This window comes from Bradyrhizobium sp. (genome assembly GCF_035701725.1).
In the GTDB taxonomy this organism is placed as follows: Bacteria; Pseudomonadota; Alphaproteobacteria; order Rhizobiales; family Xanthobacteraceae; genus Bradyrhizobium.
The window spans coordinates 1-11867 of the sequence record NZ_DASSRP010000244.1; the positions used below are offsets into that span (position 1 = coordinate 1).

The window sequence follows — 11867 nt, forward strand, 5'->3', positions numbered from 1 at the left end:
GGGCCGGTCATGCTCGGCGGCGCCACGCTGAAACGGCAAGGCGCGCGCGCTGTTCCGTCGCTGACCTACCTCGAGCGCCAGCCAAATTTCAGCATCGGGCCGGAGAAGGACGACGACGACACCGTCGTCGACCTCGCGCAGATGGCCGCGCTCGGCCAGCAAACGGCGCGGGCCAAGAAGATTGCGACCGGAACCGCCGCGTCCGCTGCGAACATCGTGCCGCAGGGCGGCCTGTTCTGGGACGGCCGCGCCGACACGCTTCAGATCCAGGCCAATGGCCCGATGCTCGATCCGAGGGAAATGGATGGCGGCAGCATCGAGATCATCGGCGAAAAACTGCGCAGCGCGCCTTATGCGAAGAAGTTCGCGACATTGTTCGGCGAACGGATCTTCAAGGACACCAAACTTCTGGTCGCCGAAGCCACCTTTGCGGTCGGCCGTTATCAGTTCGAGGAGCCGAGCTTCCACCCCTATGACAGCAAGTACGACTACTGGCTGGAGGGCAAGGCGCGGCTGAGCGAGGCCGAGCTGCGCGGCCTCAAGCTGTTCAACGATCCGGAAAAGGCCAATTGCGCCGGCTGCCATACCTCGCAGCCGAGCCGCGACGGCTATCCGCCGACCTTCACCGACACGCAGTATGAGGCGCTCGGCGCCCCGCGCAATCTTGCGCTCTCCGATACAAAGGATGCGGGCTTCTTCGATCTCGGTATTTGCGGGCCCGTGCGCAAGGACATCGCCGATCAGACCCAGTTCTGCGGCATGTTCAAGACGCCGACCTTGCGCAACACCGCGGTCCGCAAGGTGTTCTTCCACAACGGCGTATTCCATACGCTGCAGGAGGTGATGGATTTCTACAATTTCCGCGACACCAATCCGGAGAAGGTCTATCCGATCGGTGCCGACGGTAAGGCGCAGAAGTACAACGACCTGCCGGCGCAATATCACGCCAATGTCGACGTCGCAGATCCGCCGTTCAACCGCAAGCTCGGCGAAACGCCGGCGATGACGGCGCAGGACGAAGCCGACATCATCGCGTTTCTGCAAACCCTGAACGACGGCTACAAGCCGGCGCCGTAAGGCGAGGGGGCGGCGAGAAGATCTGTGCCTATCTGGCCATGGCCGCATCAATCGGGCTCCGGCCTTTTGTTTTGACGCGTTTTCTTCACGCGAAGGGGTGCCTGCTTCGCTCGAAAACGCTATGGGCCGCCGCCGCTCCGCAACGGGACGGGCTGATCGGCAAGCATGCCTTTGATGACGACCTCGCGTGCCTTTGCGGCATCAAGCGCATGCTTTGCAATCAGGTCGGCGCAGTCGGCGACGATCTGATCGGCGTCCTGCATCAGCTTCAGTTCCTTGTAGCGATCATGGCGCCCCAAGCCCATGCTCATCCCGACCAGCTCGAGCAGGTTGACGATGCGGAACGGCTGGTCGCGTTCATGCGCGCAGAGCTCGCGGTGTTCGGAATGATAGACTGTGATGAGCGCATCGATGCCGGCCTCGCGCGCCGCTTGAAATTCGTTCAAGGTCAGTTCGCGCTTGAACTGCGGCAGTACGCTGAGATTGACGCCTTGCAAGCCGAGCGCCGGCTGATTGAGGTCGACCAGCGTGATGCCGGGAACGGTGCGCAGGATTGTCTCGGCCGCTTCCATTACCCCGGCGACGCCGGGATGACGGTGAAGCGCGGCGCGCATCGGTACCCGACGGGTGAGGTGCGGCGTCAACCGGTCGAGCTTGCCGACGAGAAAGCGCATGAAGGGCGTCATCTCGAAGGGGCGCGCGCCGCGCTGACGTTCGAGTGCGGGAAGGGTGGTCTCGGTGAATTGCACGTAGCAGCTTGGGCACCACGAAATCACCTGCCCCGATTTCGATTGCGACAGCTTGTCGACGCTGTTCGTTCCCATGCGCCCGGACATTTCGACATCGCCCGGCCGCATGTGAACGATACCGCAACAATGGCTCGGTCCGCCCATCACCTGATAGCGAATCCCGAGCCGATCCATGATGTCGAGCGCGAGCAGCGCGATATGCGGTGTCTTGAGCACGTTGCAGCCGGTGTAGAACACGAAGTCCGGCGGCTCGGTGGTCGTGCTCACCGAGGCGGATTTCTGACCGAGCCGTACCAGCACCTCGTCGTTTAGCTGAATCTGCGTGAGCACCGCGACATCCCGGCCAAGTTCGCGGTATTTCTCCAGCGCCTGTTTTCGCCGTGACGAAAGATCGTTTTTCGCTTTGGCCATCGCAACGCGCGCCATCGCGAGCAGAAAACGCGGGTTGACGGCTTCGTCGCAGGCCCGGATGCATTCGCCGCTCAGCGTGCAGGCCTGCGCCCATTTCCGCGATGCCTCGGGGCCGTCGCCGTCGCGCAGGATGTCGAGTATACCGCCGATGACATCCTGCGGCGCTGCATCGGCCAGGCCGGCAGGCGTCACGCTCGGGCAGGCCTCGACGCATTTGCCGCAACGGGTACAGGCATCGACCATCTCGTTGACGCGCATCTCGACCGCGGCTTCGAAGGAAACATCGCTGGACATGGGCCCGCTTCCTGCCGGTTCACCCGGCGCTTCATTGTCTGGATCCCGGCTGATGCCAAGCCTAGCTCAGGCTGGCGCCCGCGCAACCTGGATTCGCCGGTGTTCGCAGCATCGAGGCGGCCGCTTTGCTCGACGCCGCCGCCGTCCATCAATGTGGCGAGAACGAGTCAGCCGCGCCTAAACAAGACATGACCGAATCGTGAGCATGCGGTCCTCCGATCGCGTGACGCAGCGCCTCGTGACATCAAACGCCGAAAAGAAAACTGAGCGAAGCCGCGCGATGTTCGCATCATGAGGGAGCGGCGCTTGATTCCAACAGCTGGGTGTTTTGCATGAGATGGGTCGTTGTTCTGGCAATCTGGCTGGCGCTTTCGTTTCCCGTCAGCCTTGCGACGGGACGCTATTTGCGCTGGAGAAACGAGGAATGACGCAAATGAATAGAGGCCGCGTGATTGTCAGGTCGCAGGTTTCAAAACTTGTTGGCTTCGCGGAGTTGGCGGCCTCCGCCACCGTCTTTCGCCGGCATTCGCGCTTGGTGTCTGCGCCAATATCTTCACATTGCTGCTTGAGGCGCGAAAGGAGGCTGTAGTCACCGCATTCTCCCCCGACTCGACAACGGCGCGATTTGGCACCGATCTGAAAATCCTCAACGCCGCAACAGATGGAAGCCGCTGTCCTTAGTGGCTTGCCTGAAGGTGTGGTGCGGGCGGCGGGACTCGAACCCGCACGACGTTGCCATCGAGGGATTTTAAGTCCCTTGCGTCTACCAATTCCGCCACGTCCGCTTTGATCGTGGGATCAAGTACTTAGCGCTGCTTCGGGGCCGGGAAGCGCGGCCGGGCCGGCCAAAGTGCGCCTGAAACCTTTAAGCGACCCGGAATGGTAAGGCAAAGCCTCATTCCGAACACGAGTGCCGCCTAGTCCCTGTTTTACGCAACCTCAAGGGTTGAGGGACTAACAGGGTTATATGATCGTTTCGATGGCCCGCATTCGTCTGGCGGCTCGCGCTTTTGCGGGGGCGGTCCTCTTTGCCTGCGCTCCGCTTGTCGCCGGCTGTGCCAGCATGAGCGACGGCATGACCACGGCGTTTGCCGACCCCGCTAAATACCAGCTTTACGATTGCAAGCAGCTCGAGACCGAGCGCAAGGCGCTGTCGACGAGGATGGCCGAGCTGCAGGGTCTGATGGCCAAGGCCCAGGACGGCTTTGCCGGTCCGGTCGTCGCCGAGGTGGCCTACAGCAACGAATATGTCGCTGTGCGCGGCCAGGCGAGAAATGCCGAAACGGCCTGGGTCGCCAACAAATGCCACGAAACGCCGGCCAAGGCGGCGAGCCCGACGCCGCCGGCTTCTCCCGTCGCCGACAAGTCTGGCCGGACCGCGATCCGGTAACGGCGGTCGACCGGCACTCCCGCAGTCGCGTTCCGAATCTGTGGCCGGGCAGCCACGCGAAGGTCGAATCCACTTCTCTAGCGATGCTCAAGCCTGCCAGCTGTAGATCCAGTCCTGCCGCGACAGCATCCGCTTTCCACCCATCGTCTTGATGACGAGATCACGGGCCAAGGCGAGGGGACCCGACAGATGATAGATCCGCCCGAGCTGCCGCGCGGTGCGCTGTAACCGCATCACGCGCGGCCGGCGTAGTTTCTCGTAGCGCTGCAAGGCCGCCGTCAGTGCCGCCGCGCTTTCGTCCTGGCGGCCGGCAAGGCACTTGGCGAGCACCGCAGCGTCCTCGATCGCCATGGCCGCGCCTTGCGCGGCAAATGGCAGCATTGCATGCGCCGCATCTCCCAGCAGAGTGACCGCGCCTTCGCTCCATTGCGCGCCGCCTGGCACGGCGAACAGCGCCCATCTGCGCCAGCCATCGACAGCCCCGATCAGCATCCGCGGAATGGCATGCCAGCCGGCGGCGACAAAGGCGGTCTTGATCTCGTTGCTGTCGCCCGGCTCGCTCCAGCCGGGCCTGTTCCACTGTCCGGGCACGACGGCAACCACGTTGATTCGGCGTCCGCCGGAAATCGGATAGGTCACGAGATGGGCACCGCGGCCCATCCAGAGTTGAACCCGGCGTGCGGTGTATTCGCGCGGCAGTTGCGTGGTGTCGAGCGTGCCACGCCAGGCGATCAGGCCGGAAAAGCGCGGTTGCAGGTCGGGCAGCAGATGGTGGCGGACCGCTGACCAGATGCCGTCGGCGCCGATCAAGGCAAGCGCGAGTTCCTCGCAGCGCGTTGTCCCGCTGCGCTGGATCACAGTCAGCCCCTTGGCATGGGAGCTGACGTCCTCGAACTGGCAACCAAGACGCAGGTCGATGTCGGAACAGCTTTGCACCTCGTCGCGCAAGGCGGCCTGCAAATCGGCGCGATGGATTACCCAATAGGGTGCGCCAGGCTGCGCGGTCTGATCGAGCGGCAGGCGGCAGATCTCGCCGCCGCTCGTGGCGCTCATCAGACAGATGGCCTCGGGCGTCACCGCCGCCGCGGAAAGCCGCGGCTGCAGGCCGAGTTCCGTCAGCACGCGGCTGGCATTGGGCGACAGTTGCAGGCCGGCACCGGCTTCCTCCAGCCGTTCCGCCTTCTCCAGAAGGATGACGCGAAACCCTCGTCGGGCCAGCGCGAGCGACGCGGTCAACCCTCCGATACCGGCACCCGCAACGATGATCGTTCGCGAAGCCGCCATTAGGGGTGCCTGCTTTCCGAAGTCCCTACTTCCATGCCAGCCTCCAACTTTGGCGAATTTGGAGGCGGAGGCCAGCCGGTCAGGCGACCTTGTCGATCAGCACGCATTCCGGCGGGCGCGCCTCGCCGGCCTTGAGATCGGCGGCAAATCGATAGAGTGTCGAGCAATAGGGGCAGATGATCTCGTTGTCGTTGCCGAGATCGAGAAAAACATGGGGATGATCGAAAGGCGGATTAGCGCCGACGCACATGAACTCCTGCGAACCGATCTCAATGACTGCAACGCCGGCATCGTTATGGAAGTGCGGGACGACATGGTCGGACATCGAATTCACCCTCGGGTAGAACGGCAAGCGGCACCGGCATGACGCTCCGCCACGTAAAAAGCGGCCTCACCATAGAGACGGAACCTGCCGATTCCTAGTCCACTTTCCGCAGGACTGCTGGAGTGGACTTGGTGACCCTGCCGCTCGCTTCTTCTTACAAATTCGACACAATCTTGTTGTCCCGAGAAGCCCTTCTTTCGTCGGGGCGGTTGTGTCGTAAAAGCGGCGCATTATTTTCTTCATGCGAGGGCAACTGGACTCTTTCGAATGACGCGATGGCGGATCGGTCTGACGTTGGCGGCGATGGCAGTGAGCGGTGCAGCGCTTGCCGCTCTGTGGCCGCGTGCGCATGAAGCTGCCTCGGTTCTGGCGGCGCAGAACGATCCGGCCGAACTAGCCGATCTGCAGGTCAGTTCTGCCCTGCGAAATAGTGGAAATATAATCGCCGGCCAGGTCGAATCCGCGCTCGCTGCCCATGACGCGGGCCTTGCCGCGAGCTTCGTCGATCTCGCCAGAGCCAAGAACGTTCCGTTGCCGGACGATCTCGTGCAACGCGTCGATCAGGCCGTGGCCGAACAAAGCACCACTTCGCATTTTGCCCATCGGTTCGCTGCCGGTTTTGTGACCGGTAATGCCGATGATGCTGGCAGCCTTTCCGGTACCGTGGCCGGCGATCTCTTTGTCTTTGGCGATATCCGCGACGTCGTGCGCGAGAGCAAGCATCTGGTGATGGGGGAGGAGACCGATCGTCTGGTGCTCGGCCTTGCCACCGCCGGCCTTGCCGTGACCGCGGCAACCTATGTCTCGGTGGGCGGCGTTGCGCCGGTGCGGGCCGGGCTGACGCTGGTCAAGGACGCCCGCAAGGTCGGACGGCTCGGGGAAGGCCTGACCGAGTGGGCCGGGCGCTCGGCGCGCGAGGTGGTCGACACTTCGGTGCTGCAAGAGGCGGTCTCGTCGGCGAGTGTCACGCGTCCCACCCAGACCGTCAGCGCGATCGGCGCAGCCTTCCGCGCTGAAAAGGCAGGTGCGCTGGTCCGCCTTGCCAAGGATGTCGGCCGCGTCGGCGAAAAAGCCGGTGCGCGCGGCGCGCTCGATACGCTGAAGATCGCCGAGGGCCCTGAAGACGTGGCCCGGGCGGCGCGGCTTGCCGAAGCCAGCGGCGGCAAAACCCGTGCGATCCTCAAGCTGCTCGGCCGCGGCGCGCTGTTGTTGGCTGCCGGTGCGTTCGATCTGTCGCTTTGGGTATTCGGTGCATTGTTTGCGCTGATCTCCTTCCTAATCTCGGTCAAGTCCACGACCGAACGCCTCACGCAGTCCTGGATCGATCACGGCAAGCGGCGACGGTTGCGGAAGCAGCTCGCTGCGGCCGCAGTCTAGGGGGCCGATTCTAACATTCGCATCCCGGCGCAGGTTGACACTGTTGCGAATGTTAGAATCAAAGAACCACTGGCAAATGTGAAGCTCTAGTGGAGTTTGGGATTTGACATTCGCATTACGAGCCGCGCCTAAGCATCCAGCGAATGCCAAATCCACTCCACTAGCGGTGGTCAGCGCCGCCGCAAACGGCTAATTCTCCTCATCTCTCAAGCATGGAATCATCGATGCCGAGTTTTCACCACGGCGCAGTTGAAATTGCTTATCTCGACGAAGGCGAGGGCGATCCGATCATCCTTGTGCACGGCTTTGCCTCCAGCAAGAGCGTGAACTGGGTGTATCCAACCTGGGTCTCGGACCTGAAGAAGAGCGGCCGCCGGGTGATTGCTTTCGACAATCGCGGCCACGGCGATTCCACCAAGCTCTACGATTCCGCCGAGTATGAACTGGCGATCATGGCGAGCGATATCGCCGCGCTGATGGACCATCTCAAGCTCGATCGCGCCGACGTCATGGGTTATTCGCTGGGATCGCGCATGACGGCGGTGCTGGCGCGAAGCGAACCGCACCGGTTCCGTTCGGCGATCCTCGGCGGCATCGGCATAGGCCTGATTGAAGGCGGCGGCCCCGGCGAAAACGTCGCCACCGCGCTGGAGGCGGATTCGCTCGACGAGGTCACCGACCCCGTCGGGCGCACGTTCCGCGCGTTTGCCGACCAGACCCGGTCCGACCGCAAGGCCCTTGCGGCCTGCCTGCGCGGCTCGCGCCGGCTGATGAGGCGCGAAGAAGCGGCAGAGATCGCCGTGCCGGTGCTGATCGCGGTCGGTACCGTCGATGAGATTGCCGGTTCAGCACATGCGCTTGGCGAGATCATTCCGGGCGCGGAAGTGCTCGACATCCCGCGTCGCGATCACATGCGAGCGGTCGGCGACAAGGTCTACAAAGAAGGCGTGCTTGATTTTCTGTCACGCCGCCCGTGAGCGGTCGATCGCGCCTTCGCGGCGCTTCATCGCCGCGATCATGAGCGCGAGTGTCGTGATCCAGACCAGGCGCGAGCCGTAGCGATCGTGCGGCCCCGAGATCACGCCGCAGATCACGGCATTGCCGAGCATCGCAAGGCATACGGTCGCCAGCAACAGCGTCAGGTCGTCCATGCGCCGCCGAATGATCGCGCCGATCAGGAGAGCGAAAACCAGCGCCGTCGAGAACAGCGCGACTGGAACGTGGATCAGATTGAGGGGACCGAAGGTGAGGTGGCCCTTTTGCTGACGCGCCGCATCGACCAGGTTTAATTGATGCTGCACGAACTCGCGGAAGATGCCGTAGGTATGCATCAGCGACGGGTGGTCGGTGTTTTCGCCGCTGGCGACCTTGAGCATCTGCTCGCTGCTGTTGATCAGGGCATCTTTGGCCTGCCATAGCGGATATTCGATCAGCGCATGAGCGGCGATATAGCCCATCTCGTCGCTCATGCCTTTGAAGCGGCCGAGCTGGTTGAACACGCTCTCGCGGCTCCAGAGAAAATCATCCGCGGTTTCCGGCAGTTCGTTGCGGTAGGGGCAGAGCTTGAACTGCTGCGTGGGACAATGGTCGTTCAGGTAGCGGGTGACGATTCCGTCCTCAAGCATGCGCGCAAAGGCGATGGAAAAACCGCCGGGCGTCCAGGCGAGGTGCCCGGACAAAGCGAAGTTGGCGGCAAGCAGCATGATTGCGCCGGCCGCGATGCTCAGCATGCCCTGCACCAGCGGCGCGGCGTTGATGCGCCCGCGCAGGAAAGGACGGGCGATCCATCCGACGAGGCACAGTCCGAGCAGGATGGCCATCGTCGCGCTGTGGGTTGCGGCGGCAAAGGCAATGAAGACGAATAGCGCGACCCGTTCGCCGGTCGAGATCCTCTCGTCGAACAGCACCAGAAGAAACAGCGCCAGCACAGAGAGCCCGGCAAAGATATCCGTCAGCAGCATGCTGGCGAGCCACGGTAATGCCGTCGTCAGCGTCAGCACCAGGCACAGGCTGAACAGTCGCCACGGCCTTGCAAGGCCGAAAACCCGCAGCGTGAGCTGCAAAATCCACATCGTTGCCAGGGCCTGGATGGCGAGGTTCAGCCAGAAAGCACTGTGTTCGCCGTAGTGCAGATAGAGGCCGAAGACAGTGGAACGGCTGGGGACGAGGTAGCCTTCATACCAGCGTGCCAGGTAGCCGCCGGTGTCCGACTGCAGCAGGGGATATCTGTTCCAGATTGCCGGCGCGAGCAGCATCAGGGGAATAGCTGCCGCAATCGCCCAAACGACAAACGGGTTCGAGGCGCGCCCAGGCAGGGTATTTGTGGAGTCCGCCATTGACCGACCATGCCTAGAGGATTGGAAGGTGGGAAATGCGCCGATAGTCGGCTTGATTTATGACAACGGCCAACCAACTAGGTCAAACAAAGCGATTCTGGCGCTCAGCCATCGCCTGGCAATCACGTTCACCTTGGTGTGAGCGTGGCGGGACAGAAGCGGGTCCGATGTGCTAGAGTGCCGGTCGAATATTGTGACATTTGAATAATTTGCGGGGCGTGCCTATGGCAAAGCATCAGATCAATCCGCAAGGCGGCAGCAAGCTTGCGGCGCTCGATCCGATCTGGGATCGCGTGCGGAGCGAGGCTGAGGACATCGTCCGCCGCGAGCCGGAACTCGCCTCCTTCATCTATGCGACCGTGCTGCATCACGACCGTCTGGAGCAGTCGGTGGTGCACCGGATTGCCGAACGTCTCGACCATTCCGCGCTTTCGGGAGACCTGATCCGCCAGGCCTACGACGAAGCGCTGCGCGATGATCCCGATATCGGCAATGCTTTCCGCGCCGATCTCGTTGCGGTTTACGACCGCGATCCCGCCACCTCGCGCTTCATCGATCCCTTGCTTTATTTCAAGGGCTTCCATGCGATACAGACCCACCGTCTGGCGCACTGGCTGTTCAAGCGCGGGCGCAAGGACTTCGCCTATTATCTGCAAAGCCGTTCCTCATCGGTTTTTCAGACCGACATCAATCCGGCTGCGGTGATCGGGCGCGGCATCTTCCTCGATCACGCCACCGGCTTTGTCTGCGGTGAAACCGCCGTCATCGAGGACGATGTTTCGATTCTGCATGGCGTCACGCTCGGCGGCACCGGCAAGGAGAACGAGGACCGCCATCCCAAGATCCGCCATGGCGTCCTGATCGGGGCGGGTGCGAAGATTCTCGGCAATATCGAAGTCGGCCACTGCGCCCGGATCGCCGCCGGCTCGGTGGTGGTGAAGCCGGTACCGCACAATGTGACGGTGGCAGGCGTGCCTGCCAAAATTGTGGGCGAGGCGGGATGCGCCGAGCCGTCCCGTACGATGGATCAGATGCTCAACGCGATCGGGCTTTGATCGTCGCGTGAAAGTAGTGGATTTGGCGCAGCCACGTCTTGCCGTTTTGCAGTTGGCGCGATGCGCGGCTATAAGGCATCTACAAATGACCTTCGCGTGGCGCTGGCGGTGACAGCCGTATCGGCCTAAAATTCCTTGGAAAACTTTTGCATTCGGAGACTGCCGTGGACGTTCAGGAAGTCAGGAAACTCGACGCCTACCTCAAGCGCGTATTCGGCAACCCCAAAATCCGCGTGGTTCCGCGCCCCAAGAAGGATGACTCGGCCGAGGTTTATATCGGCGAGGAATTCATCGGCGTTCTCTTTGTCGACGACGAGGATGACGATCGCTCGTTCCAGTTCCAGATGGCCATTCTGGAAGACGATCTGGTCGAGCAGGGCTAATCCTTATCACTTGTTTTGACCGTGTAGCTCTCGGGTCAGGCGATCCATGGCCTGCGCGACCTCGCGCCAATGCGCGAGCCAGCGGCGCGGGAAGCGAAAGGTCAGGTCGGCGCCTTCGACGCGGCGTTCGCTCAAGCACATGCCCGGCGTAGCCGCCTCGCGGGAGCAGCGGGCGGTGAATTCTGGAGCGCTTGCGGAGAACAAGTCCTCGCCGCTGTAAGGCGAGCCTTCGCGGAAGGCGCGCATCATCAGGCCGTCTTCGCCGGTCGTGGCCGCAGAATCGAGATATCGCGGAAATATGGTGCGGGCCCGCATCTCCGGCGCCAAGGCATCGTGGTGCGAGGCGATCGACAGGAAGATCCGGTCGATCGGCTGCATGGCTGCGTCCTCCACCTCCGCCGCGCTGACGTGCTTCTGCGCCTCCGGCGCTTCGAGCGACGGGTAGATGAACGACAGGTCGATGCGCTCCTGCGGTCCGGTGCGGTGCTGGATCTTCATTCGGATGGATGCCGACGGCACATTGAACAGTGTCGAGCCGACGCTCACCGGCAGCCGCGTCGGTTCCTTGGCCGCATCCACATCCCAGGTCGGCCACAGCAAATAGGTGACGAAGCCGAGCGAGGCCACCGCGATGGCGCCGATCAGAAGGATCGGAAGCCAATGGATGTGCCAATCCTTGCTCGCAAAGCGCGTGATATTCTGGGTCGAGGCGATGAAGTTCATGAACGACGATGCGGAACCGTTAAGCGGGGGCGAATCAACTCAAATATGCCATGCGGCGCCGCGCTTCCGTATGCTTTTGCGGCAACGGCTGGCGGGGCGTGCCATGTTCCAGCCGCTGTTCCAAGCGGCCGCCTGTTAACCTTTCCTTAAGGATGTTGTGGCGGCGCCGGGCCAATTTTGCGAAGCAGAGGCCGTCATTTTATTCGTTGGGTGAGTTGTGCCGAATATGTCGCCGGATGCGTTGAATTCGCTGTTTTCGCTTTGCATCGGCTTCGCGCTCGCCGGCGCGCTGACGTCAGGCTTTCAGGCTGTCGTGCATCGGCCTGCGGGCTTCGGCCTGTTGCAGGAAGGCGTCGCACCGAGCACGTTTGCCGCCGTTCCGTTCCTGGTGTTCGCCGCACCGTTCATCATCATGCGCAACACACTTCGTGGCGTGCAGGTAGAGCGGCGCCGTTTTGAGTTC

The 11867-nt window shown here is 62.5% G+C and carries 12 protein-coding genes and 1 tRNA gene; 7 read left to right on the forward strand and 6 right to left on the reverse strand.

Annotated features, from left to right (window positions below; all coding sequences use genetic code 11):
- Nucleotides 1-1077: cytochrome-c peroxidase (locus VFL62_RS14290; protein WP_325173034.1), on the forward strand; the 1077-nt coding region annotated here is incomplete at its 5' end.
- A gap of 119 nt (nucleotides 1078-1196) precedes the next feature.
- On the opposite strand, the gene VFL62_RS14295 is transcribed toward VFL62_RS14290, so the two are convergent.
- Together VFL62_RS14295 and VFL62_RS14300 are read right to left on the reverse strand one after the other, a co-directional pair.
- Nucleotides 1197-2531 carry a (Fe-S)-binding protein gene (locus tag VFL62_RS14295; protein ID WP_325173035.1) on the reverse strand — a complete coding sequence of 445 codons (1335 nt, stop codon included), beginning with the start codon at nucleotides 2529-2531 and terminating at the stop codon, nucleotides 1197-1199.
- A gap of 698 nt (nucleotides 2532-3229) precedes the next feature.
- Nucleotides 3230-3316, reverse strand: a tRNA-Leu gene (locus tag VFL62_RS14300).
- A gap of 194 nt (nucleotides 3317-3510) precedes the next feature.
- On the opposite strand from VFL62_RS14300, the gene VFL62_RS14305 reads away from it, so the two are divergent.
- Nucleotides 3511-3921, forward strand: coding sequence for a twin-arginine translocation pathway signal (locus VFL62_RS14305; RefSeq protein WP_325173036.1), 411 nt, complete (start codon nucleotides 3511-3513; stop codon nucleotides 3919-3921).
- Between the two features lie 87 nt (nucleotides 3922-4008).
- Here VFL62_RS14305 and VFL62_RS14310 read toward each other — a convergent pair whose 3' ends face one another.
- Both VFL62_RS14310 and VFL62_RS14315 read right to left on the reverse strand, forming a co-directional pair.
- On the reverse strand, nucleotides 4009-5205 hold the full coding sequence (locus VFL62_RS14310) for an FAD-dependent monooxygenase (RefSeq protein WP_325173037.1): 1197 nt from the start codon (nucleotides 5203-5205) through the stop codon (nucleotides 4009-4011).
- Between the two features lie 79 nt (nucleotides 5206-5284).
- Nucleotides 5285-5530, reverse strand: coding sequence for a zinc-finger domain-containing protein (locus VFL62_RS14315; RefSeq protein WP_325173038.1), 246 nt, complete (start codon nucleotides 5528-5530; stop codon nucleotides 5285-5287).
- A 267-nt stretch (nucleotides 5531-5797) separates the two neighbouring features.
- Between VFL62_RS14315 and VFL62_RS14320 the strand changes: the two genes are divergently transcribed.
- Both VFL62_RS14320 and VFL62_RS14325 read left to right on the forward strand, forming a co-directional pair.
- Nucleotides 5798-6907, forward strand: coding sequence for a hypothetical protein (locus VFL62_RS14320; protein WP_325173039.1), 1110 nt, complete (start codon nucleotides 5798-5800; stop codon nucleotides 6905-6907).
- Between the two features lie 224 nt (nucleotides 6908-7131).
- Complete coding sequence (locus VFL62_RS14325; protein ID WP_325173040.1) at nucleotides 7132-7884, forward strand: alpha/beta hydrolase; 753 nt, start codon at nucleotides 7132-7134, stop codon at nucleotides 7882-7884.
- On the opposite strand, the gene VFL62_RS14330 is transcribed toward VFL62_RS14325, so the two are convergent.
- Nucleotides 7870-9243: a hypothetical protein gene (locus tag VFL62_RS14330; protein WP_325173041.1), complete on the reverse strand. Its 1374-nt coding sequence runs from the start codon at nucleotides 9241-9243 to the stop codon at nucleotides 7870-7872. The two genes, VFL62_RS14325 and VFL62_RS14330, sit on opposite strands and share 15 nt — an antisense overlap.
- Before the next feature lie 224 nt (nucleotides 9244-9467).
- Between VFL62_RS14330 and cysE the strand changes: the two genes are divergently transcribed.
- Together cysE and VFL62_RS14340 are read left to right on the forward strand one after the other, a co-directional pair.
- Nucleotides 9468-10298: a serine O-acetyltransferase gene (gene cysE / locus VFL62_RS14335; RefSeq protein ID WP_325173042.1), complete on the forward strand. Its 831-nt coding sequence runs from the start codon at nucleotides 9468-9470 to the stop codon at nucleotides 10296-10298.
- Between the two features lie 164 nt (nucleotides 10299-10462).
- A complete protein-coding gene (locus tag VFL62_RS14340; protein ID WP_072826479.1) occupies nucleotides 10463-10681 on the forward strand; it encodes a DUF3126 family protein in 219 nt (72 codons plus the stop codon).
- Between the two features lie 6 nt (nucleotides 10682-10687).
- Here VFL62_RS14340 and VFL62_RS14345 read toward each other — a convergent pair whose 3' ends face one another.
- The gene (locus VFL62_RS14345) at nucleotides 10688-11404 is read right to left on the reverse strand and encodes a hypothetical protein (protein ID WP_325173043.1); all 717 of its coding nucleotides are present in this window, start codon (nucleotides 11402-11404) and stop codon (nucleotides 10688-10690) included.
- Between the two features lie 226 nt (nucleotides 11405-11630).
- Here VFL62_RS14345 and VFL62_RS14350 point away from each other — a divergent pair.
- A partial coding sequence (locus VFL62_RS14350) for a DUF6949 family protein (RefSeq protein WP_325173044.1) occupies nucleotides 11631-11867 on the forward strand: 237 nt, incomplete at its 3' end.

Bases quoted from the DNA above. Each gene is read 5' to 3' on its own strand.
- VFL62_RS14305 (WP_325173036.1), top strand. From the start codon at position 3,511: ATGGCCCGCATTCGTCTGGCGGCTCGCGCTTTTGCGGGGGCGGTCCTC.
- cysE (WP_325173042.1), top strand. From the start codon at position 9,468: ATGGCAAAGCATCAGATCAATCCGCAAGGCGGCAGCAAGCTTGCGGCG.
- VFL62_RS14320 (WP_325173039.1), top strand. From the start codon at position 5,798: ATGACGCGATGGCGGATCGGTCTGACGTTGGCGGCGATGGCAGTGAGC.
- VFL62_RS14295 (WP_325173035.1), bottom strand. From the start codon at position 2,531: ATGTCCAGCGATGTTTCCTTCGAAGCCGCGGTCGAGATGCGCGTCAAC.
- VFL62_RS14315 (WP_325173038.1), bottom strand. From the start codon at position 5,530: ATGTCCGACCATGTCGTCCCGCACTTCCATAACGATGCCGGCGTTGCA.
- VFL62_RS14310 (WP_325173037.1), bottom strand. From the start codon at position 5,205: ATGGCGGCTTCGCGAACGATCATCGTTGCGGGTGCCGGTATCGGAGGG.
- VFL62_RS14325 (WP_325173040.1), top strand. From the start codon at position 7,132: ATGCCGAGTTTTCACCACGGCGCAGTTGAAATTGCTTATCTCGACGAA.
- VFL62_RS14345 (WP_325173043.1), bottom strand. From the start codon at position 11,404: ATGAACTTCATCGCCTCGACCCAGAATATCACGCGCTTTGCGAGCAAG.
- VFL62_RS14330 (WP_325173041.1), bottom strand. From the start codon at position 9,243: ATGGCGGACTCCACAAATACCCTGCCTGGGCGCGCCTCGAACCCGTTT.